At 63.9% G+C, this 24,185-nt stretch carries 12 protein-coding genes; 7 read left to right on the plus strand and 5 right to left on the minus strand.

All coding sequences use genetic code 11. The features are described 5' to 3' along the window. The first annotated feature begins 409 nt into the window (after positions 1–409). The 4 genes from ACFKCF_RS50080 to ACFKCF_RS50095 all read left to right on the plus strand — a co-directional run bounded on the left by ACFKCF_RS50080 (position 410) and on the right by ACFKCF_RS50095 (position 6,978). A complete protein-coding gene (locus ACFKCF_RS50080; protein ID WP_394502927.1) occupies positions 410–2,818 on the plus strand; it encodes an HD domain-containing phosphohydrolase in 2,409 nt (802 codons plus the stop codon). Positions 2,819–3,363: 545 nt separating this feature from the next. Beyond that, positions 3,364–4,305, plus strand: a complete 942-nt coding sequence (locus ACFKCF_RS50085; RefSeq protein ID WP_394502929.1) for a hypothetical protein — start codon at positions 3,364–3,366, stop codon at positions 4,303–4,305. A gap of 2 nt (positions 4,306–4,307) precedes the next feature. After that, positions 4,308–6,242, plus strand: a complete 1,935-nt coding sequence (locus tag ACFKCF_RS50090) for a hypothetical protein (RefSeq protein ID WP_394502931.1) — start codon at positions 4,308–4,310, stop codon at positions 6,240–6,242. Positions 6,243–6,279: 37 nt separating this feature from the next. Further along, positions 6,280–6,978 carry a hypothetical protein gene (locus ACFKCF_RS50095; RefSeq protein ID WP_394502933.1) on the plus strand — a complete coding sequence of 233 codons (699 nt, stop codon included), beginning with the start codon at positions 6,280–6,282 and terminating at the stop codon, positions 6,976–6,978. 673 nt (positions 6,979–7,651) lie between these two features. Here ACFKCF_RS50095 and ACFKCF_RS50100 read toward each other — a convergent pair. Continuing rightward, a complete protein-coding gene (locus ACFKCF_RS50100) occupies positions 7,652–9,520 on the minus strand; it encodes a DUF262 domain-containing protein (protein ID WP_394502935.1) in 1,869 nt (622 codons plus the stop codon). A 462-nt stretch (positions 9,521–9,982) separates the two neighbouring features. Next, complete coding sequence (locus ACFKCF_RS50105; RefSeq protein WP_394502937.1) at positions 9,983–13,411, minus strand: helicase-related protein; 3,429 nt, start codon at positions 13,409–13,411, stop codon at positions 9,983–9,985. A 165-nt stretch (positions 13,412–13,576) separates the two neighbouring features. Between ACFKCF_RS50105 and ACFKCF_RS50110 the strand changes: the two genes are divergently transcribed. After that, entirely contained in the window at positions 13,577–16,234 is a 2,658-nt protein-coding gene (locus tag ACFKCF_RS50110; RefSeq protein ID WP_394502939.1) for a DEAD/DEAH box helicase, read from the plus strand. A 358-nt stretch (positions 16,235–16,592) separates the two neighbouring features. Next, positions 16,593–19,970 carry an NACHT domain-containing protein gene (locus ACFKCF_RS50115; RefSeq protein ID WP_394502941.1) on the plus strand — a complete coding sequence of 1,126 codons (3,378 nt, stop codon included), beginning with the start codon at positions 16,593–16,595 and terminating at the stop codon, positions 19,968–19,970. 82 nt (positions 19,971–20,052) lie between these two features. Here the strand turns inward: ACFKCF_RS50115 and ACFKCF_RS50120 are convergent, their stop codons facing one another. The 3 genes from ACFKCF_RS50120 to ACFKCF_RS50130 all read right to left on the minus strand — a co-directional run bounded on the left by ACFKCF_RS50120 (position 20,053) and on the right by ACFKCF_RS50130 (position 21,728). Then, a complete protein-coding gene (locus ACFKCF_RS50120) occupies positions 20,053–20,634 on the minus strand; it encodes a hypothetical protein (protein ID WP_394502943.1) in 582 nt (193 codons plus the stop codon). A gap of 16 nt (positions 20,635–20,650) precedes the next feature. Then, positions 20,651–21,172: an integrase core domain-containing protein gene (locus ACFKCF_RS50125; RefSeq protein ID WP_394502945.1), complete on the minus strand. Its 522-nt coding sequence runs from the start codon at positions 21,170–21,172 to the stop codon at positions 20,651–20,653. A gap of 64 nt (positions 21,173–21,236) precedes the next feature. Continuing rightward, complete coding sequence (locus ACFKCF_RS50130) at positions 21,237–21,728, minus strand: hypothetical protein (RefSeq protein ID WP_394502947.1); 492 nt, start codon at positions 21,726–21,728, stop codon at positions 21,237–21,239. A gap of 613 nt (positions 21,729–22,341) precedes the next feature. Here ACFKCF_RS50130 and ACFKCF_RS50135 point away from each other — a divergent pair. Further along, the gene (locus ACFKCF_RS50135; protein WP_394502949.1) at positions 22,342–24,174 is read left to right on the plus strand and encodes a BTAD domain-containing putative transcriptional regulator; all 1,833 of its coding nucleotides are present in this window, start codon (positions 22,342–22,344) and stop codon (positions 24,172–24,174) included. Positions 24,175–24,185 lie beyond the last annotated feature (11 nt).

A 24,185-nucleotide genomic window follows, 5' to 3' on the forward strand; every position in this document is an offset into this window, starting at 1 on the left:
CGCTCTGTCCGGCGTCCGACTGCGGAAAGCAGCGGTCACACGGCCCGCAAGATGCCGCCTTTTGTCTTCCCCGTGTGCCGGGCGTCGGGCCGGCGTGCTTTTCGCGGTTGATGAGGGCGGTGGTCAGATTGAGGGCGGCGACGGCCAGTGGGATGAGGTCAACCAGAAGCTCCATTGGGTTCCTCCGAGATGTGCGTTGGCTGCTCTCATAGTCAGCGCAGGACGAGGGTCCGGCATCGGATACGGAACATGCCGGAGGCGCCACCGCGCAGGGCGAACCTGACCTGCAGGCTGGACGGCTGCTGGGGTCGCACCGACGATGGGAGTGGAACCGGTCCGGCGCCGTCCGAGCCAGTGGGCGAAGGACTCTGCGGCTGGATGGGATTCAGGACGGGGAGGAGCGTCGCTGGTGCACGTTGAGATGCCAGACCCCAGCCAGGTGCACACCGTCCTCGAGCTGATATCTGCGCTACGGGCCTTACGGGCGGGCCACTCATACGCCGACCTCGACAAAGCAGCCAACCCCGGAAACCGGCCGAAGGAAGGGTTACCGAGTTCGACGTTGTCGGATCTGCTCAACAAGGGTAGGGCCAGCCGGGAGACGCTGGAGGTGTTCCTGCGTGCCTGCGCGGTTCCCCGCGAGCAGTGGAAGGCGTGGCAAGAGGCGAGAGAACGTGCGCTAACCGCCGATGCCCCTGGCACTGCCGGTCTGATCCGGGTGGCACAGGCCGACCCGCGGCGGCTGGGTGTGCATGCCGCGATCGATGCTCCGGGCGCGACCGGCGACCTTCCCGCCTACATCCTTCGTGACACCGATACCGCCCCACGTGGAGTTCGGAGTCTGCTGGCCAAGGCCGCCAGTCGAGGCGGAATGGTGGTGCTGGTCGGCGAATCATCGGTGGGTAAGTCCCGAAGTGCGTATGAAGCGATCGGAGCGGTGCTGCCACACTGGTGGTTGCTACATCCCGCTGATGCCGGGCAGGTCCGTCAGGCCGCCGAGCAGGTGACCGGACGCTTGGTCGTGTGGCTGGATGAGCTGCAACGGTACTTGGGCGGCTCAGCCGGCCTGAGCGCCGCCACCGTCCGCGTCCTGCTGGAGGCAGGCACGGTCCTGATCGCGACCATCTGGCCCGAGCGTTATACCGCCTACACAGCGGTGCCGGGCCCAGGTCAGCCGGATCTGTACGCCGCTGAACGCGAGCTGCTCGATCTGGCCGATGTGGTTCATCTGCGGGGCTCCTTCAGTACCGCGGAGCGCGAGCGCGCCGAAGCCGTGGCGACCTCCGGGGATCAACGGATCGCCTTGGCCTTGCGATCGGGGGATTACGGGCTCACCCAAATCATCGCCGCAGCCCCACAACTGGTGAATCGATGGCGCAGCGCAGACCCCTACGCCGCCGCTGTGCTGAATGCCGCCATCGACGCAACTCGCCTTGGTGCTGTTTCCCCGCTCAGCCCGGACCTGCTACGTGCCGCATCACCCGGGTATTGCGACGTTCGCCAGCGCGCCATCGCCCCACCCGACTGGTTCGAGACCGCCCTCGCGTACGCCACCGGCATGTTGAACGGCGCCGCGGCCGCCCTCGCGCCGGTCGCCAGCTCCACCACCATGGGGCAGATCAACGGTTACCAGGTCGCCGACTACCTCCAGCAACACGTCGGGCAGCACCGCCATCTGTCAGAGGTCCCAAGCACCTGCTGGCAGGCATTGGTCGACCATCTCACTGACCCTGGTGACCAGACCCGCGTCGCCCACGCCGCACAACATCGCCTCTTGTACCAGCATGCTGGAGCTTTGTACCGTCACGCCATCCGCTCTGGTAGCGGGCAGGCGACTGGGCTCTTGGCCATGCTCCTGGTTGGACAGGGCCGGACAGATGACGCGCTGGCGCTGTGGCGGGCCAAGGCCGATGCGGGTGAGGGATCTGCGAGAACGACGCTGATCGGCCTTCTCGACGAACAGAACCGAGCAGAACGGGAGCTCGCGCGCAGGCAGGCCAATGATGCTGGCACCGGTGACAGAGCGGCCGCCGTACGAATGGCCGGTCTCCTGATCGCACAGGGACGCCCGCAGGACGCGCCCACACTATGGCGGGCCTGGGCCGATGCCGGCCACCTCGTCACTGCTCGGCCACCTGAGCCGTTCGACGGCGAAGTGACTGCAGATGATCTGGCAGAGATGCTGATGATTGCGCTGGATATCAAGAGCCCCCACACGCGCCGGCACAGCGAACGTATCTCGCGGCTGGCCGCCATGATCGGCGATCGAATGGGGATGTGCTCTGAAGCGTTGGAGGTGGTACGTCTGGCTGGGCTGTTTCACGACATCGGCAAGCTCGCAGTCCCTGGCGCTGTCCTCAACAAAGACGGAGCTCTCACCCAGGAGGAATATGTGCTGATTCAATCGCATACAAGCTGTGGCGTGAGCATCGTCGCGGGGCTGGTGGAGCTCTTCGACGAGTTCCTGGAACCAGCTGCTCGAATGCTCCTCACCGAGGCTGCCATGGAGGGGATTCTTCACCACCACGAACGGTTCGACGGCCGCGGCTATCCGAGGGGCTTGGCGGGCAGGGAGATTCCGGAGAGCGCTCGCGTGATTGCCGTGGCCGACGTGTTCGACGCCGTCGCCACCGGACGTGCTTACCGGCCTGCGAGGAGCATCGAAGCGGCTCTTGAAATCATGAGTCAGGAATCGGGGGCGTCCTTCGATCCTGAGATGGTGACAGCGTTCCTAAGCATCGCTGACGGCCGATACGACCAGCTTGAATCGCTCTTCAACGCCGGACTCGCCCGCAACGACGGTAAGAAACCGATGTGAGCGGTTGTCCTGTGCGCGCCAGTGATCATTCCTTTACCCGTACAAGGCAGCCTGCCGAGTGATCGATCGCTGGTCGGCGTCCGCCCGGCGTGGGCGGCTACGAGGTAGGACGGGATGCCTTGGGCGCCGGCGACGAACACGTCCCGCCCGTTACCCGGCGCCGCCCCAATGCGGTGCAAGTAGATTTCGCATCGCAAGTCGGAGTTGCGCACGTATTTGCCATGACTAACGGCTGTTTTGGTCCGGTGCACGGGCGGCACTGTAGCCAGACCGGGAGATCTTCAGGACTAGGCCCGCAGCGCTCCAGGGCACCATCCGCTATGCGACCGTGGCCTGGGCGATGCCGCTGGCGATCCATAAGCGATATCACTCGGCTTACGTGTCATATCCACCCATGGTGAAGCAGGAGCTCCACAGGAATGACTAGGTGAAGTCGTGTGCCCCCTCGGGAACTCTGACGCTCTAATATCGAATAGATATTCGAGTTACGATTTTGTCGGTAGTCGTTTCTAATGTGGTGAGTAACGCAGAAGCAGGGAGGGGAAATGGCGTACGGAGTGGCGCCCCCAGAGGCAACGGGGGGCGCAGGGACGATCTTTGAGTACCGGGTTGCAGCCTTGGCGTTCAGCAGGCTGCTGCGCGGAGCGCACGTTCCCGTGGGGATCGATCTGCCCGTCGAGAGCGTCGCATTGCAGCAGCGAGTTGCAGGGAGTCTGCTCGATGACGTCGTCATGCGGGCAGGGCTGGCGCACCAAAGCACGACGATCGAATTTCAGGTCAAGAAGCAGCTGGCCGTCACGGGAAGCAGTGAGGCGCTGATCTCGTTACTCGGCCAGGCTGCGGAGACTTGGAAGACTCGGGAGCATGCCCTGGAAACCGGGCGTCTCCTCCTCGGCGCGGCAGCGCCAGGGCCGAGCGACGACCTCGCTGACCTGGATGATCTGGCAGTTCGAGCACGCGCTCACAGCACTCACGTTTCGTTCCAGCGCCTCCTTGTGGAGAAGGTGACGAGCCAGCGACTACGTGCACGGCATGCGCAGATCGTCAAGGCAATGTCCGCTGCGACGGGCATCACCGAACCCGACGGACTCGAGCACTTGACCCACCGGGTGCTGTCACGTCTACATGTGTGGCGCGTCGAACCGTTCGAGGACGGTCGAGACTGGCGCGACGGGCTCGACAATCTCGCCGAACTTGCCCGGAACACTGGCCAGTCGGCCGCGGTCTTGCTGGTGCTGCTTGCTGAGCTCGCCGAAGCGATCGGCCCTCACGCGGGTGACTTCGATGCCCAGCAGGTGAGGACTCGGTTCCAGCGCAAGCATGGCATTGCACTCCCTGCGCTGCCGGCACAGACCTCACCCTTCGAAGGCGGAATCCGGTTCGAGGGCGGTGTCACGTTCCAAGGCCCGTCGTATCTCGCCTCCCAGCAGGTTTTCAACGGCATGACCATCAACACCCATTACCCCCCGGCTTCGCCGAAGGAGTGACCATGAGCATTCCCGAGACTACGTTCCAAGGCCCGACCTGGTTCGGACAGAACATGACCTTCATCATGGGCGACGAGTCGGTCGAGCCCGTTCCTGTTAGCGGTGAGGAGCTGCGACCCACCGCCGACGGCCTCTTCGTCCACCCAGAGAGCGACGACTGGAAGAGGAGCGAAGTGATCGTCTCCGACCCCGGTGTCCTCGTCATTGTTGGCGCGCCCGGCACAGGACGGGGAACCGCGGCCCTGCGCAGACTCCGCGAGCAGTGCGGTACCAACCGGGTCGTCCGGTTGCAGACCAACTGGGAGCAGCCACGCAAGCAGCTTCTCCCCGCCGCAGCACAGGGACACGGCTATGTCCTCGACATGTCGGAGTACGACAAGTGCCCGTCCGCCGACTTCGGTGCAGAGCTGCTCTCTTGGGCTGTGGACGGAGGCGCGAGGCTCGTCGTGCTCACCTGCGAGGCCAAGGTAAAGGAGCAGTGGCTGGGCAAGCTCGGCGCGCGGATCGTGCGTCTGGCCACTCCACCAGGCAAAGAGCTCGCCGAGAGCATCCTGCAGCGCACTGGTGCGGGCCACCTGTCCTTCCGGCTGGTGGACGAAGCACTCGTCGAGATCTGGGAGTCGTCCCCACGCGCCAGAGAAGTGCTCCGCCTGACGGATATCCTTCGCACCGCGAAACCGGACACCCCGGGCAAGCAGATCGCGGAGGAGTTCCGCGGCTGGCGGGACTGGTTCAAGACCGTCTGCCCTTCTGACCTTGGGGCCCGCACTCTTCTCTGGTCTGCGGCCATGTGTGATGGCGGCCGACGGGATTCTGTACTCGCCATGTCCGAGGCATTCCGTCAGGAGATCGGCCAGACTCGTTCGCTCGTCGACATCTTCTCCGACGCCTTCACCTCCGAGCGGCTCGACTCAGCCGAGCTCGTCGAGGTGGACGGCGGTGTGAGGGTGGATCCCCAGTCTCACGGCCTCGCCGCTGCGGTCCGGCTCCACCTGTGGAATCAGTTTCCGAATCAGCGGAAGACGCTGCGAACCTGGGCGCTCGACATTGTCCAGAAGCTCGATGCTGACGATGCCAGGCGGGTGGTCAGTTCGCTCATGGAGCTCGCGGTCCGCCTGAACGACCGCTCCCTCGTGCAGGAGCTCTTCGAACAGCTATCCGGTAAGCGGCCGGAGCTCCTCGTCGAGGAACTGATGAAGGCTTCGCTTGATCCTGTGCTCGGTGCATACGTACGCGGTCGCCTGTACACCTGGCTCGCGGCCAAGCCGTCGCAGGAGAAGGTCGACGTCGTCGCCGCAGTCTGTGGCGGCCAGTTCGGGATGGCCAGCCCGAACTTGGCGCTCACCCGGCTGGGGCGGGCCGCGCTAAAGTCCCCAGACCCTGTCAGCCCCGCCCTCGTGGACGCTTTCACCGCTCTTGGGGCTTCCAAGCATCGGGCCCTGGTGCTGACGACGATCCGCAAGTGGCTCGGCAAGGTCGAACTCGAGCGCGCGGGCATCGTAGCGTTCCTCTGCCTCGCCAACTCCGGCCAGGGGCTCGTCGTGCTCTGTGGTGAAGGCGGCCGAGATCTCGAGTCCCCGGAGCGTCTCGCGACTCTGGCAGACGCGTTCCGGAAGGCTCACAACCGCGCTGAGACCCGGACGGCCGCCATCGGTGCTGCGCTGTTCTGGAGAGAAGCCGTAAAGCAGGCCCTGATACCGAAGGAGCCTGTCGACGAGCTGTTCACCACCGTTATCAAGCAGGACATGAACCTCGATTTCCTCGAGGCACTCACCAAGAACGACCCGGACCAGACCGACAGGTTCGGCGACACAATGCTGAGGCGCCTGATCTGGGGACCTAAGCACTCCGCTGAGGCGCCGGCTGCGACTGACCTGTCCAACAGCGCGGAATCCTTGCTCGGCAGGGAAGAGGGCTTCGTTGCTGAAGAGGCATGAGGCAAAGCTGAGGCGAGTACGGTCAGTCAAGGTAACGATGACCCTACCGACCACTGTGCCCGGCATCGCCTTTGAGGGACGGGGGCGGGTCTGGTATCGGCCCTTTCCGCGAAGAGATCACGACCCGGAGCGTCCGCAGCACCCGAATGCCGACGCGGCACGCGCCGCTGCACTTGCTGGTACGAAAGCAGCGTCTCGGAACGTTACTGAGACGTTATTCCCTGAAGAAGCGTTCGAAGCTGAGCAGCAGCTGACCATGAAGCTTGCAGGCTGGAAACCAACACCTGCCTATGGGGATATAGAGTTCCGGGCTCGCATGTATGTTTCCATGTCTGAGCCGGATCTCGTACGCTCTGAGCGGTTCTCGGACGCACGCAGGGCAGGCCGTCTCGAAACGGTCCTCGCCGACGACGCCGTCATTTCCTTGAGTGAGGACCACCTGTCGAATATCACGCGAGCCAGCCTTTGGTGGCTCAGGCAGCACCTCAGCCAACCGAACCCCGACCTTTCCTGGGAGACCTTCGATCGGCACGTACGCCCCCTCGTCGCCGAAGTCCACAGTTCCAAGGACGACGTCGAACGGCTAGCTCACATTCTGCTGGCGGCCACCGGCCGGATTAGCGAGGAACCTGTACTCCAACAACGGCTCCTCTGGCTCTTGAAGAAGTCCTTCGACCTGGTCGATTGGAGCGACCTTGCGGAGATGACAGAGGAACTTGAACGGCGGACCGGCTGAGGCGGCCGTCGTCCCGAAACCGGGGTGCTCGTGTCTCGTGACTAACTCGACGCGAGCAAAGGCTCGATCGGCCTGCCACGGGTGTCATCCTGGCGCGGGCAAACGGAACACGAACCCTGTATGAGGAGATTTTGGTCCTGCATTATCAGCTCGCGGTGTTGCGTCGGCAGGTGGCAATGCCTCGGCCGTCGTGGAAGGGTCGGGCGGTGATCAGCGCGCTGGCGCGGCTGTTTCCGGCCGGTCGTCGGCGGTTGTTCGTGACATGGGGCATGCTGCTGTGCTGGCACGCCGATCTGGTATGGCGGGTTGGACCTGCAAGCGCCATAGCCACGGCCGGCCGTCCACCCGCGCCTCCATTCGGGCCTTGCTACTGCTTGGCGATGCGTATTCCGGCGTCGGTCATCACCGCGTCGAAGGCCGCGGTGAACTTGGCGTCCCGGTCATGGATGAGGAATTTGGCCGAGCTACCCACATCCTGAAGGTCCATAGCGAGATTTTAGGACCGTCCCCTGGCAGAGTCCGGCGACGTCAGCCGCCGGTTGCGCGGGTACCATCGAGTCTCGCAAAGTTGCGTCCCGGAGCAGGCCCGCGCGTTGCTCGCGGTCGCCCCTGGAATCGGCCGGACTCGTGTTGACGTCGCGCCACAGTGACCTCGAATATCTCCTCGATGCAATCACGGTTGCTCGTCGCCATAAGGCTCCTCCTCGTCCGGGATGATGGCGTCGTCGCCAGCGTCGAACTGGTCAGCAGACTCCTGCATCTCACCCTCGGAAGCGTCGCGTTGGACGGTCTTGCCCATGGCCTTCTCCACCAGCTTGACCAGAGCCTCGCGTCGCGCCACGAAGAAGGTGTCGAAGTCGTCCGCACGCATCGCACTCGGATCACATCGGTGCGATGAGACCAGGGCATCCAGCCGGTCGGAAGGGATGCCTGCGGCCTTCTCGATGGCGGTCATGTACTTCGACGGTGCAACGCCGCCGATCTTGCGATTGGTGGCTGCGGACAGCGGCGTCTTGTTGACGATGCTCTCGCGGCGCTCGTCGTCGATGCCGTGGTCGAGGCACCACTTGTACGGGAAGATGTGGTGGATGTCGACGTTCATGTCGACGTATTGGACCTTGTCGAAGGTCTTGTCGTACATCCAGTCTGCCGCGTTGTCCGCGATGACGAGTGCATGGATTCCCTTGTAGGCCGCTGCTCCGCGTGTCCGCAGCGAGTGCAGTCGGGACTCCACGAACGCCGCGTCCTGGATGGTCCGCGGCACCGTGGCGCCGTCCTTGCCGCGTGCCCAGTCCGGCACCTGCTCGAGGTCGCGGACAAACCGGGTCTCGTTGGCGCTGCCGTAGAGCTCGCCCAGGACGCCGCACCAGTACCACTGATTGATCCGGTTACGGACCCCATGGAGATCTATGTCGTCGCCCAGCACTACCCGCAGCGTCGCCATCGGCACCAGCTGCTTGGCATAGGGCACCGAGCGCTGGTCGAAGATGTGCAGGTCCGCAAGGAAGGTAGCCGCCCACAGAAAGCCCGCGCGCAGTGGCTGCACCCATTCCAGGTACTCACTCAGCTGGAGCTTGAGGACGTCCTCACGCTTGGCCGACACCGCTGGGGGCCGCTCTGAGGTGTCGGCCTGGTTACGCTTGAGCGTGGCAAGCATCGCGACCGCTTGCAGGAAGTCAGTGTTCTCCACTGCATGCAACAGCGGGTGCGTAGCGAAGACCTCCTGGGTCTTCAGCCAGTCTTCGTTGAGACGGAAGTCCTCGCCGTGCTGGTCAAAGTAGTCCTTGTCGCCGGCGAAGGTTGCGGTGAGGAGCTCGAACACGTTGAGGGTCAGACCACCGGTGTTGACCTTCTCGAAGACGGTGGCGACAGCCGACTTGCTCGTCTCCTTGTCCAGCTCGATCGCCGGGATATCGTACGTCGCCGCTGGACCTAGGACCTTCGCCATGAACTCCGGCATCAGCGAGATGTCGAACAGCTTGGTGAGCCACGTTGCGGCCTGCAACGGGTCATACAGCAGGCGGAACGGGAAGTAGCCAGCAGCTCTCTCCTTGTCCTCATCGGAGAGATCGAGCACGATGTCCTTACCGAAGTTGGTGCGGATCACGCCGTCACCAGGAACTGAGATGACGGCCTCGTCCATGCGGTCCGTGCCCTGGAGAGCGAGCTTGATATCGACGTAGTACCGCCGGTCCATGAGCTTGCCGCGGCTGTCCTTGGTGGACACCACGCCGTCCCCGGTCAGCGCCTGGGTCAGCGACGTCAGTCGCTGCTGCCCGTCCAGGAGCAAGGATTCCGGCTCGGTACCGCTGGCAAGCACCACACCTTCGATCGGACGCGGCTTGAAGCGGATCTGGTCGTTGCCGGTCTTGAGCAGCATCACCACCCCCATGGGATGGCGCTGTAGGACCGTGACGAGCAGCTGACGGATCCGCTCCTCCTCCCACTTGTAGCCGCGCTGGAAGTCAGGCAGCTGGATCTCCCCGTTGGTGGTCCACTTCAGGTAGTCGGCCAGCTTGTAGAGCGGCGTCTGGAACCCCATCAGAATTGTCCTCCGCTCTAATCGAACTTGCCCTGTAGACCTTGGACCGGGGCAGTCTTGGAAGCGTTGACCACGTCGCCCCAAGTTGCGCAACGATAGTGAAGCTGATCGCGTTCTTGGCCAACTCACCGCGATGGCGAACAGTAGGAACGCGAGCTTCTTCATCAGGTCCGGGTCAACAGCGCTGTCCCGACGGCTCTGCGCGGTCGGCAGAAATGCACCGGCCGCCGGTACGCACTTGGCCGCTTGATCAACATCACCTTGCCGGTGGGGCTGGTCGGGACCCCGTCGCGGTCCATTCGCTCCACCGGCGTGTCCTGAGCAGGGGCCGGGTTACTCCGGTAGTGGCGTGGCCATGGCGGATTGACTTCTCCTGAGCCGACTCGCGGTTGATCGTCCCCAGCGGCGGGAGAGCTGCCCCGATCAGCTTGCGCTTCATCAACTTTCCTTTAGTTGTGTGAATCAGAAGGGCGCGATGCCGGCGGTCCAGGTCTTCGACCAGCTGGCGCGGATGCCGGTCGCAGCGAGGTCGCCGAAGTCGATGCCGACGAAAGGATCGGCTACGTACCGCACCTGGTCGTGCTCAGGGCCTGCCTTGCTGACGGTGACCAGGGCGAGCCGGTAGTGGGGGACGGAGTTCCTTCCGGTGACGATCTCGTTGTAGGTGACGTAGAAGTCCTCGGCTCCCTCCAGACGTGCTTTGACCTCGATGCGGATCGAGGGGCCGTCGTCGGAGGGGATGGACAGGACGTCGTAACCGGGGTTGTAGAACGCTTGCTTCTGTGGCTTCCGACCGAGAGCACGCTCGGCGGCCAGCACCAGGTCAACGCCGCGCCGCTCGACGGCCTTGGTCTCCTTGGCCTGGATGGGGGCGTCCGCTGCGATCTCGGTATCGACCATGGCCAGCGGCAGCACGAGCGCGGCGGTCATGATGCGGGGCGGTTTGGTGGCGAGCTGGGCCTGCTGGTCCAGTAACGCCAAACGGGTCTCCCGGCGGGTCTGGAGGTCCTGTGCCTTGCGCATGAGACTGTCGGAGCTTTCCTTCGGCTTGGTGCCGGTCTGCTCCTTTTCCCGGGCTGCGATTGCCTCGCTGATGAGCCGATTCGACTCGTGGGCCAGCCGCTGCTCTACCCGCGTCCGGGTCCGTTCGACCTCCGCGAGCCGGCGGGGTAAGACCTCGGCGAGGTATTCCTTGAGCTGGTGGCCGATGATCCATGTCCGGGCCTGAGACTCTGCCTCACCGAGCCAGGCCAGTTTCGTGGCTGCGGCCACGGCAGGAGTGTGCGGGGCCGCCTCGCAGTCGAGGTATGGTGCAGGGCCGGTGGGTGTGACTTGGCCGGTGGCACTGACGTAGGCGTAGCCGAAACGCCGGGCGATCGACTCCCCGGTGCCGTCGACAATCTCCTCTACGACACCGACCAACAGGCTCGGCTCCTCGATCTCCGGGGAGACCAGGACGGTGCCGCGCTCGAGGACGGGTCTGAGCTTGGCGATGGTGAGGTCGGCAACGGCATCGTGGAGCGGATGCCCAGGGGCGAGCAGGTCGGCACGTGCCTTGTCGGCGACGTCGATGCGGTCCAGCTCAAACGTGACTCGCTCGTAGCGGGTGGCGACGGGGCCGTACTTGGTGACGGCGCGGATGGTCGCGGGGATGTGGGTGATCTCGTAGCGGCCGCGCTCACGTCTCGTGAGTCGGCCACCGAGGCGCTCGAAGGCGAGGCGGAAGGCCGACTCGATGTAGTGCGGCTGTAGCCGGCGGGCGCGTGCCTCCTCCATGAGCCGCTGCATCTGTGTCAGGTCGGCGTCCGACATGGCGTCGTGGGTGAGTGCGCGTTCTTCGATGAGCTCCTTGAGACCGTGGGCGACTGAGTCGTCGATGACCTGCTCCATCTTGGCCCTGGTCTCGGGGAGGTCGCCGTATCGGATGGCCTCGATCAGCAGCTCGCGCAGAGGCGTCTCGTCAAAGGCCGATCCCAGTACGTCGAAGACCTTGCCGCCGTAGGCCTTGCGCTGCTCCTCGACCTTCTGCAGCAGCCGAGTGAACACTTCGCCCTCGCGGGTATTCGCGGCCACGAGGTTCCACAAGCGGCACACCTCGGTCTGGCCTATGCGGTGGACGCGGCCGAAGCGCTGCTCGATGCGGTTGGGGTTCCACGGAAGGTCGTAGTTGACCATCAGGTGGGCGGCCTGGAGGTTGAGCCCCTCGCCGGCTGCGTCTGTGGCCAGGAGCACCTGGCAGGCCGGGTTCTTGGTGAACTCCTCGGTGACGGTACGTCGGTCGGCACGCCGTACACCGCCGTGAATGGTCTGTACCGTGTCGGGTTTGCCGAAGATCGCGCGGATCTTGCGGGCCAGGTAGTCGAGGGTGTCGCGGTGCTCAGTGAAGATGATCAGTTTGCGTGGTTTCTCGGCGCCGGGGTGGATGAGGTCGTTGTCCTCCACGATTTTGCGCAGCTCGACCCACTTGCGGTCGGTATCGAGATTGCGGACCTGGCGGGCGACGTGGATGAGCTGGTCGAGGTCGGCCAGCTCGGTATTGAGCTCCTCAATGGTGCGGGCTGTGGTGGCGGCGTCCAGCAATTCCTCCTCGACCTCCTCGACTTCTTCGGCGCTGCGTTCGTCGTCGTCCCAGTCGCCCAGGTCAATCGGGGTGGGCTCGTCGGCGACACCACGACCCTGGATCAGGTCGTCGCGGCGGCGCTTGAGTCGTTCCGCGCGTCTGACCAAGGACTGATAGATCGCTTCAGGGCTGGAGGCCAGGCGTCTCTGGAGCACCGTGAGCGCGAAGCCGACGGTGTTGCGGCGCTTGTCGTCCAGCCGCGCGGCCCGGTTCATCCCCTCGCGCACGTACTCGGTGACGCGCTCGTAGAGGTCCTGCTCGTCCGCGGTGAGCTCATATGGCACGGTCTGGGCGATGCGTTCAGGGAAGAGCGGCTTGCCCTCGAAGGTGAGCAGGTCCTCCTTGACTATGCGTCGCATGAGCCCGGTGGTGTCCGCGTTGTGTACGCCGGCCTTGAACTTGCCCTCGAAGCCGTCGCGCTCGAGCAGGGTGAGAAAGAGCTGGAAGTCCTCTTCCTTGCCCGCGTGTGGGGTGGCAGTCATCAGCAGCAGGTGACGGGTGCGGTCGCGCAGGCTCTCGCCGAGCTGGAAGCGTCGGGTCTTGTTCAGCTTGCCACCGAAGTAGTGCGCGCCCATCCGGTGGGCCTCGTCCACGATGACGAGGTCGAACTCGGCATCGTGGAGCTGGGCAGCCAGCTCCTCGTTGCGCGCTAGCTGATCCATCCGTGCGATGACCAGCGGGTAGTGCTCAAACACACTTACCCCGAACGCGGCGTCCACCATGGCCGGGGTAAGAATGTCGAAGCGCAGGCCAAACTTGAAGAAGAGCTCGTCCTGCCATTGTTCGACCAACCCCCCGGGGGCCACGATCAGGCAGCGCTTCACGTCGTCGCGAAGCAGGAGCTCCTTGATGTACAGGCCAGCCATGATCGTCTTGCCGGCGCCAGGGTCGTCCGCTAGGAGGAAGCGCAGCGGCGTGCGGTCGAGCATTTCGCCGTACACAGCGCGGATCTGGTGGGGCAGCGGCTGCACGTCGCTGGTGGCCACTGCAAGCATTGGGTCGAACAGCCCGGCCAAGGAGATCCGCTGTGCCTCGGCGACCAGCCGGAATTCCTTGGCGTCAGCGTCGAACGGTCGGCTGCCTGTATCAGAGAAACTCAGCTTGGCCTCGTCGGCTCGGAAGAGCACCTGCTGGCCCAGTCCCCCGTTGAGGGTCTTGTAGGTCAGCTCCAAGGCATCGGAGCCGTGCCACTGCGCGGCGACCACCGAGACCGTCTCGCCGGGTACTACCCCGACCACCCGGGAGCCGGACGAGAGATCCTCAAGCCTCACCGGCTACCTCCAGATCGCCAGCCTGCAGATTTTTCGAGGAGCACCGACATTACTGACAAGTAGGACGTTGACACCCATTACGTCCTTGGAAGGTTCCATTCCCTGTCGCGGGTGGGTGCTTTACCATCGCTTACGCTAACCCATCGATCATTCCTGTGGCGAGGCATGAATAAAACAGAACGCACGCAGATCCGTCGCCTTGTCGCGGACTTTAAGCAGTGGGGTCAACGAGCCGCCGAGGTGAGTGCCTGGCACCATGCTGTCCAGGACGCCGCCAGCAAGAGCGAACGAGATCTTCGGTTACGCAGCGTTGGTATCTCACGGGTGGGCGAGGCCACATGGGACGTGGTTCCACTCGAGATGAGCGACACAGGCGTCGTCAGGCATCTGTGGGAGCGCGCGAACCTCCCTAGGCTGACGGCCGACGACCGTGCCTTGCTGCGACTGCTTACCGGGGACGTACCGCGGGCTGTCGCCGACGTCGACCCCTTGCTCAGTATGCGTCGATTCTTCACCGGATCGGCGAGGAAGCAGTCGGCGGACGCCGCGGGCGAGTTCCTGCGTCATCAGCATGCGGCGCTCATGAAGGCCAACGCCCCCGCGCGTGTGGAGCAACTCGCCGTCTTCGCTGCGTCCGGCCCGGCACGACTCGGATTCGATTCACTGCTCGACCCGGCCCTTCGCTTCGGCCTCATCTCCGGGCGGACCGATCCAAAGCCCGAAGTATTTGATCGATCGGTCGTCGAAGGCCTGCCTGAGGCGCTGGCTGTCATCGCCAAGGTTGTCGCGAGCGAAGCCTCGTACCGCTCGGCTGCGCGCGACGCGGGCGAAAGGGTTCGACGCGCCGAGGTCCAGCGGATCCTGCAAGGGATGCCCGTGGAGACGTTGAAGACGGCCACTCGCGACCGTCTCCGACTGGGAGCGCTTTCCGAGGCGCAGATCAGCAGCGTGCAGGAGGTGCTGAACATAGGCATGTCCCTACAGACACTTCCAGGCGTCGGGGAGACCTCAGCACGGCGCATGCTCGGAGCGGCGCAGACGCTCTGGCAGACGACGTACGACGAGATGCCCGTCCGCATCGACATCAACAGCCGCCGTCCAGAGACCACCCTTCTGCTGCGCCGCCTCGCTGAATGGGACGCCTGTCGTCAGACCCGAGGTGCGTCAGCCGACCTTGAACGTGCAGCCGAGCTCGCACCGTTGCGGACAGCCATCAGAGGCGAGACAAGTCACCTTCTCGTGATTCCGACCAGAATGCTCGCACCTTCAGCACTCCGCGAGAGCATCCAGATCGTCAAACGGCGAGCCGAGTTGCTCGGCGCCTCCTCCACGTCCGGCATGAAGAGCGCCGGTGCGGACCCGTGGGACGACTTCCTCGCACGACCCGCCGACTACTTCGCCATGCTCTCCGAGCTCGGTTTTATCACCGAGGACGAGAACAAGGTGCACGGAGATCTCCCAGAAGAGATCATTAAGGCGGTGCGCGACCAGGCGCTCAGTGGTGAACACCTGACCGCATCACTACGCGGGTATCAGAGCTTCGCGGCCCGCTTCGCCCTCGTGCAACGCAAGGTCATCATCGGAGACGAGATGGGCCTGGGCAAGACCGTCGAGGCCATCGCCGTCCTCGCCCACCTGCGTAGCCGGGGTGAGACCCACTTTTTGGTGGTGTGCCCGGCCGCCGTGGTGACCAACTGGGTGCGAGAGGTGACCGGTAAGTCGAAGCTGCGAGCGCATCGGGTCCACGGACCGGAACGCGACCGCGCAGCCCGGACATGGATGCGTGATGGCGGGGTCGCCATCACGACGTACGAAACCCTGGCGTGGTGGGAGCCAGCCCTGAAGGAGCTCCGCGATCTGCCGTGCGTCGTGGTCGACGAAGCCCACTACATCAAGAATCCACAGGCGCTACGAACGATCAGAACCAACGACCTCATCACGCGCTCAGACCGCGCCATCCTCCTCACCGGCACACCGCTGGAGAACAGAGTCGACGAGTTCCGCAATCTGGCGTCCTACGTGCGCCCTGACATCACCGTCGATGCCACGGATCTCTCGCCGAGGACGTTCCGTCGGCAGATCGCGCCGGCATACCTCCGCCGAAACCAGGAGGACGTGCTGACTGAACTCCCGGAACTCATCGAGATCGAGGAATGGCTGCCCATGTCCGTAGCGGATGTTTCCCGCTACCGCGCAGCCGTCGAGCGTGGGAACTTCATGGAGATGCGTCAGGCGGCCATGCTCCGAGGACCCCAGTCCCAGAAAGTGCAACGGCTGATCGAGATCGTCCGCGAGGCGGAGGAGAACGAGCGGCGGGTCATTGTGTTCTCGCACTTCAGGGAAGTACTCGACCTGGTTGCCCGGTCGCTGCCGGGGCCAGTGTTCGGGCCACTGACAGGGTCGGTGCCAGCGAGCCAACGTCAGCAGATGGTCGACAGGTTCTCGTCGGCCAAGCACGGCGCTGTTCTGGTTGCCCAGATCGTGGCCGGCGGCGTTGGGCTCAACATCCAGTCCGCATCCGTTGTCGTCCTCTGTGAGCCTCAGCTCAAGCCTACGACCGAGGCCCAAGCCATAGCCCGCGCGCACCGGATGGGACAGGTGCACTCGGTGCAGGTCCACCGATTGCTGTCAGAGGACAGTGTCGATCAACGGATCGTCGAGCTGCTGGCCGGAAAGAAGCGGCTGTTCAACGACTTTGCCCGGGTCAGCGAAATGGCTGATTCCACTCCCGAAGCGGTGGACCTGACCGAGGCTGAACTCGTCCGGGAAGTTGTGGCCGCTGAGCGCAAACGCCTCGCCGAGCGCGCCTCCGCCGAGACCTGACCTTCGCGCTCCTGCAGCGGCTCGCGGGTCTTCCTCGATACCATCGGTCGTTCTGGCCCTTTCGGATGGCGCGTGGGCCACAGGAACCGCGACATGCGGCCGCGTTCCTGCGGCTGAACACGGACGTATCGGCAGCTCGTCGAAAAGCGCCGCTACCCAGGATGAAAGGGTTCACCGCGTCAGTTATATCGAGGAATGAATCGGACAAGTCATTGCAATCTTGGACTAATCACCCTAGGTGATCGTTTCTGTATATCTCTCGTGATCTGGATCGCACATCGGGAACTGGGACGTGTGCTACATCTCTCTTGAGAGTTCCAGTTGGTTGGAGGGGGAGCGGATGGCGCGGCGGGTGTCTATGACGTACGACGAGGCCGTTCGCCTCTTGGGGCGTGAGGATTCGGCACTTGTCAACACGCTGGACCGTGCGCTAGGCCTCGGCTTGCTGGTGATCACAGGCTTCAACCCGAACAGTGCATTGCCGTACTTCGACGCTAAGAATGAACTCATCGCAAAACTTCACCAGCTGACGCGCGAGGTGAAGGACCGCATCCAGAAGTCCAGCCGCATCGAGTACGAAAAGCTACTCACAGCAGCCCATACAGTCATCGTAATAACTGCTTTTACCGAGGAACTATCGGAGCGCCTGCGGGCTCTGGATTCAGATGGGCAATGGTCACGAGAGCTGCGCCAGTGGCAGCCTCAGCTTGGCGAACAGGACTTCCCGGATCGGCGCGACCGACTGGTGGAGTGGGCGAGCCAGTCCGTAATTATGCCGCCGGGCCCGACTAGGCCATTCGACGTGGTCATCGACGAGATCACGGCGGTTTACAATAGACTCGGCAATCAAGCACGACGCTACCTCAGCGGGCTCGCCCGCTGGGACAAGTTGAGTGAAACCATGCGCAGCGAGATTCGATGGGAACTGAGCTCCAATCTTACCAGGTCAGCGTTTGATCGCTATTTGGAGCATTACGTTCGGCTCGCGGCACAGGTGCCAGAATTTCTCGCCTGGACCTTGTTGAACGAGCACTCCGCCACCCGATGGACAATGCGCAGGCTCGTCCTCGGTCTCACTGCTGAGCAATCGGAGCTTCGCGCTGAGTTCCAGGCCTCGCTAAGCCGAATCGAGGCGAAGATCGATTCCGATCTCGCCGCCCTCGGGGACCTTCCGGCGCTGCTCGCAGAGATGGCCGAGCGGCGCAGTGAAGGTACTGAGGAACTGCGGGAGCGCGTCGCCGAATGTCATAGAGTCCATCGACGGGTTCTTCAGAAACCGCTGCTCGCGCCGCGCGACCTGGAATCGGTCCGATTCCCAACCAATGAGCGCGGCTACATCAACCCCAACTACAAGGTTGCCGTGACCCGGCGGAGCGACGAAGGAAGGATCCTCGCCCAGGAGGAGTGGTGGGAGAACAAACCCGTTCAGAGCGGGCTGGGTGGCTTCCTGGCCGCTTTCCTGAGGACTGAGCAGGCGACTCAGGTGCCGCTTCTAGTGCTGGGAGATCCGGGTAGTGGTAAGTCCCTGCTCAGCAAAATTCTTGCCGCGCAGTTGCCGCCAGACGAGTTCGCAGTTGCTCGGGTGGAACTGCGCCACGTGCATTCTTCACATGAGGTCAGCGATCAAATCGACCTCGAACTGCAGCGGCAGACCAATAATCGTTACAAACTCGAGGATCTGACTGATCCGCATGGTCGCATTACCCGTGTGGTGATCATGGACGGTCTGGACGAACTGCTGCAACTGTCCTCTCACGAAGGGCTAGGGCGTTATCTCGAACGGCTGGCCGAGTTCCAAGAGATCGAGGCCGAACTGGGCCGCCCCGTCATCGCGATTGCCACGGCGCGCACGATTGTGATGGACCGTGTCTACATACCCGCGCACACAACGGTCGTTAAAATGGTCGGTTTTGACGAGGACCAGATCAGTTCTTGGATCGAGGCATGGAACGCCGAAAACGTTGACCATTTTGCAGAACGCCATCTGGAGCCGTTGGACCCGCAGACCATGGAGGAGTACGCCGAATTAGCCCGCCAACCGTTGCTCTTGGCCCTCCTCGCCCTCTACGACGCCGAGGAGAATGGCCTCCGCAACGCAGGTGACATGAGTCAGCCCGAACTCTACGAACGTGTCTTCCGCCGATACCTCGAACGAGAACTGGAGAAGCACGACCTCCCCGTCCGTCCTGCCGAACGCGACCAGTTAGTCGAGCAGCGCTTCCGGGAACTCTCCACGATCGCCACTGGAATGCTCAACCGTGGGCGGCGGTTCATCACGCGGCAGGAGGTGGACCGCGACTTCGAGACCATCGGTGTCCGGCGGAATCCGGCATCAAGCGTGATGACACGTGCGGACGACGCGGTCGGCCAGTTCTTCTTCCTCTATCGGGCTCAGGCTCGGCACCACGAGTCCACTCTCTATGAGGGATACGAGTTTATCCATTCGACTTTCGGCGAATTCCTCTCGGCCCGTATTATCGCGCGCCAGCTTGTCCGCGCAGCCGAGATCATGCGGCTCGCCCCGGCTTGGGAAGAGGTCGAGTCGCTTCGGCATGCGAGGTCCCTGCTCATTCCCTATCTCTGCCCGCGAGCCCTTATCAGCGAGGAGCAGGTACTGCTCTTCCTGGAGGACATAGTGGGCGAACTGGTCGACGATCGTGAGGCCGCTGCCCTGGCGATCGCCTCTCACGTCCGGGCACTCATGAAGGCCGGAATGGTCGCTGCCGACGGCTTCGACCTGGCCGAACGAAGCCATCTGGAACGCCTGGCTACCCTGTCCCTGAACTTGGCTGTGATGGCTCTCCACGTGGCCGAGGCAGAGCTTCCTCTGACTGCTTTCTGTACGGACGTCCAGGATTGGCAGCGCCTGACTGCGCTATGGAAGTCGCATCTGGCTGATGACGACTGGAGCCGTGTTCTCAACTCTTTCGTGCTGGGAGGTTCCGGCTCGAGTGTCCCCACCTTGAGTCACAGAATCCATCGGATCAGAGAAACAGATCTTGGCAGCTATGTCACGATGCCTCATCTAGCACTCATGATCGAGGAGGGTCGCCTTGTAGGGGACCTCCATCTTCAGGGGGCTGCAGCAGTATGGGGTCTGCTGTGGAGCCAGCTGGGCAACGAGTCGCTCGACGCTGGAAGCGAGTGGCTGGTTGCCCAAGCGTTCTTCCGAGTCAACCCGCATACTTGGCGAGGAGGTCTCGGCCGAGCGCTCGAGGTCTTGGAAAAGGGAGATCCCGGGGACAACGACCTGCTCGATCTCATCGTGACCGGCCCGGGAGTATGGGAAGACGACATTCTGACTGGTGTGGCCGAGCATGTGGCCATGCGGTCCGAGCTCGCGTTCAAGGCGCTGCCGCTGCTCAGGCTCATCTCAGAGTTGGACAAACGAGGCTATGCCGCGCTTGCCCGCAGACTGCTCGCACGCCTGCCGATGAGTGAGTCGCTTGAGGATCTCGATCCCCCGGGGATAGCCGCTCTTGTCATCCTCAGTCGGAGGCACCAGCTACGAGGGGTATGGTCTCCGATCTTTGGGCGCCTCCTTACTGACTCCTCGGCTGCCATCGACTGGCTCGGCATCGAAGACCTCATGTGGGTTTTCCGATCCGGAGACCTGTCCGGTGCCGAGCAAACCGCGCTGGCAATGCATCTGCGCTCAGACCCACGATTGCGTCGAGCTCTGGCTGATGTGATTGAGCTAACTGAACTTTTGGACAGTGCGATCCCACCTGAGTGATGGACTCTGGCCCAGTCGCCAGGCCGATCCGATCGCCTGCTGTGAGAGCTCCGAAGTAGCGCGTTGTTCTGCAGATTGTCCATCACCAACCGTCGGCGATGAGGTGCTTGGGCAGGGCCGTGCTCTTGACGGGGGCTCCCCATCCTCGATAGATGATGTTCATCATCATGGTCTCGGCCTCGCCGCCTTCCGGCCGGGTGAACTTCATGATGGCGTGGAAGCGTCTCGGCAGGTTGTCCGGGCCTGCCCAGAGTTTCCAGGTGATCTGTCCGCCGAAGGACCCAGGGCCGCCGTCCTCGGTCCCGAAGGAGATCCCGGCCTGTCTTTCACCCAGGTCGAGAACCGTCACCGTGCCGCTGTGGAGGGTTGTCTTCACTCCCTCAAAGGTTCCACCGTCGGCGCTGGTGGCACCGTAAGAGGCGATCAGTTTGAGAAAGCCCGGGTTGATCGCGTTGACCAGGTCCTTGCCCCAGACGACCCCGGCGAAGTTCCGCCCGTAGGCCCATTCTCCCAGCGTCGGTGGCGACTTCCAGGTGTACTTGCCTTCGTCGGAACGCACGTAGCTCTGTGAGTAGAACTCTCGGCCTATGGTGATCTCTCGGGATCGGCCCGTCGCCTGAAGGGTGTCAAAACTAGGCCCAAGGCTCTGACCTGCGTCTCTCATGACTGCACCCCGTTGGTCAGCTGGCTCGTTGGTACTCGTTGATCAGCCCGCCGAGGACTTGGCGGCGCTCGATCCGGCCCGTCGGCAGCGGGATCAGGTCGGATTCGTCGGTGGGAGCTCGGAGGCCGAGGGAGCGGTGCGGCCGGTGGCGATTGTAGTGATCGGCATATTCGTCCAGCACGGTGCGAAGGTGCCGTTCGCCGAAGATCAGCAGCCTGTCGGTGCATTCCGTGCGTGCGGTGCGGACCCATCGTTCGGCGAACGCGTTCGCGCGAGGCGACCGCGGCGGGATCTTCAGCACGTGAATGTCGTCGCCTGTGAATACCTCATCAAAGCTGTCGGTGAACTTCGCGTCGCGATCCCGAACCAGGAACCGGAACGTCCCGGCCCGGTCCTTCAGTTCGGCGAGAAGGTTACGGGCTTGCTGGGCGGCCCATGCGCCGTCAGGGTGGGCGGTAACACCGAGCACGTGCACGAACCGGGTGCCGACCTCCACCACGAAGAAGACGTACAACCGGCGCAGCGTGACGGTGTCCACCGTGAAAAAGTCACAAGCCAGCATGCTCGCGGCATGGGCGCGCAGGAAATGACGCCAACGGTCATCAGCTCGTCGCGGCGCCGGACCCAAGCGCGCCCGTTTCAAGACCCGGCGAATCGTCGCACCGCTGACCCGGTGGCCCCAGATGCCGCAGTTCGCCGCGAATGCGCTCGTAACCCCAGCGCGGATTCTCCCGCGCCAACTGCTGGATCAACACCACGACCGCCGGATCGGTCGCAGGCCGTCCCACCCCGCGGTTCGGGTAGGTCCAATGACGCGCGACCAGACGCCGGTGCCAGCGCAGCAGCGTCCCTGGTGTCACCAGTCGGTGGGCCCGCAGCATCGCCGGGAGTCCGCGGGCCAGCGCGGACAGCACCGCTCGATCCGTCCACGACAGCCTCGGACGGCCCACCTGACGGCGCAGCAGGGCGACCTCGTGCCGTAGTACGAGGATCTCCATGTTCTTGGAGGCGTCGCTACGGGCCAGTAGCGTCAGCCAGCCCACGATGCGACAGAAGATCAGATAGAAGAGACGGAGCGCCACCAGCTCGAGCATGCCCGGCCCCGACCACTGCTTCGACCCGGAAGCCGAGACAAACCCGCAGCTCACGACCGTGAAACGGAGTATTGACACCCTTCACCCTGGCACCGGCCGGGAGGCGTGCGGAGGAGCCGTTTTGTCGGGGAATGCATTGTTTGCCCGCCTGATCGGGGCTGCCGAACAATTTTGTCGCCACGATTCTGGTGGAGCAAGCGGACCCAAGACCTGCTGCCGCCGCTGCGAGCCGATGAACACGGCCTGCCCTGTCACCCCTTTGATCGACCACTGGCGAAAGGACATCCGTGTGCACGAACGCCACTACCGCCGAATCCGGACGCAGAGGAACGACGGGGCAACGCCTCACATGGGGCGTGAGGCGGGCAGGTGAGCAGCTGACCGCTGCCAGGTACCTGGGCACTTGCAAGGCGCCCGTCCTCGGGTAGGCAGCGGCTCGGCCAGGCGAGCAGTCGTCGTATGGCCGCCTTAATAGGACTCAGCACATTTCTTTTATTCAGCTGTCTGATGCCGAACATGGCGTTGTCCGCGTTCGAGGGCTCGGGCAGCGTCCTGCATTGACAACTCTGGAGGAACGCAATGTTTTCGGGAAGGCTCAATACGACGGTGACGCATGCTCACCACGCCCGGCCCATCGAGTTGTTATCCCATGGTTTCGTTGGCCGGTGACCTTGCCAGCGCCATCCAGAAGGACGGCGTCCTGCTGCTAGGGCCGATAGAGGTGTGGTGGGCGGGCGTCCCTGTGGCTCTGCCGAGGCGGCAGCAGCGTCTTCTGGTTGCGGCCCTGGCGCTGTCGGCCAATCGGATGGTGTCGCTGGATCGGCTGGTGGACCTGTTCTGGCCTGATGATCCGCCGCGCGGCGCACGGCGGCAGATCCAGGTCTTGGTGTCACGCTTACGGTCCCTGCTCGCGCAGGCGCAGGTCGGCGACCAGTTCCGGATCGTGCGGGCGGGAGCGGGATACAGCATGCGGATCGATCCGATGCGCGTGGATGCCCATCGTTTCGCCCTGCTGGCCGAGCAGGGCCGGGACAGCACGGATGACGAGCAGAAAGCCGACCTGTGGGCATCGGCACTAGCGCTGTGGCGCGGGCCGGCGCTGGACGGCTTGGAGGCCGAACCGGCGAGTCGCGCACTGATCGCAGGATTGGAGGAGTCTCGGCGGGCCGTGCTGGAGGATCGCCTCGAGGCCTCGCTCCGACTCGGCAGGCATCGGGAGGTCCTCAGCGTTCTGGTAGCTGAGGTGGCGGCTGCACCCACCCGTGAGCGGCTGGTCGGACTGCTCATCCTCGCGCTGCACCGGTCAGGACGGACAGGGGAGGCATTGGATGAATGCCGTAAATTGCGTGAGCGGCTTAAGAGCCAGCTGGGTCTTGAGCTGAGTCCGGCCATCGTACGGCTCTACCATGACATCCTGCGCGGTGATCATCACGTCGGGTCACCGGGTGCGAACGCGGGACGAGCGGGCCGTGACAAGCGATGGCGAGTCGGTGAGATCCAGGGAGAGGGAACGGTCCTGCTCGGACTGGGCCGTCTGAGATTCACGCAGGACCGATTCGCTGAGGCGGTGGCCGCCTACCAGCAGGCGCTGCGGCTGTTCAAACGCATCAGTGACATGCCCGGTCGTGCGGCGGCCCTGTCAGGGCTTGGTACGGTACGCGCCGAAGGAGGGTCGTTCGACGAGGCCACCGAGCTGCTCGACGACGCTGTTGCCCTTTTCGCCCGTACAAGCGACCTTTCCGGGTACGCGCACGCCCGCTACATGCTGGGCTTCGTCCAGCGGGAGCGCGGCGACGACGACCGCGCCCTGTCCTACCTGACGGAGGCGTTGACCGCCTACCGCAGGATCGGTGATCTGCGCGGGCAGGCACTGCTCCAGCGCAGCGTCGGAATGGTGTACCGGGCCAACGACGACTACCAGGAGGCGAGCGCCTGCTTTCGTGAGTCCCGGCGGCTGTTCGCCGCGCTGGGCGACTGGCACGGCGCCGGTTATGCCATGCAGGCTCTGGCGAAGATCCACATCCGGCGGGGCGACGTGACTGAAGCCGGGCGGGAACTGCACCAGAGCCTGCGGGTCTGCCGGGAGCAGGAGGACCGGTTCGGCGAGGCCCTCGTGTTCCGAACTCTCGGAGAGCTGGCTGTGGCCCAGGACGATCCCGATGACGCTCGGCAGGCACTGGTGAGGTCGCTGGCCCTTTGGGAGGAACTCGACCTACCGCTCTGGCGGGCAAGGACGCTTCGGGTGGTCGCGGATCTGGAGGCCCGGCACGGCAGCCCGGTCGCTGCGAGGCAGGCGTACCAGGAGTCGTCGGAGGCGTTCGTGCAGGCGGGAAGCCGCGAGGCGATCGTGGCAAACATTTGGCATCACGGCTCATCTACGGTTCATCGCGAGTTCGCCCTCGACGGCGATCGCATGACTAGCACTCCTCACTTCACATCGTCATGAGCGGAGCCCGT

The sequence above is a fragment of the Nonomuraea sp. JJY05 genome, from assembly GCF_043496855.1.
Lineage (GTDB): Bacteria > Actinomycetota > Actinomycetes > Streptosporangiales > Streptosporangiaceae > Nonomuraea.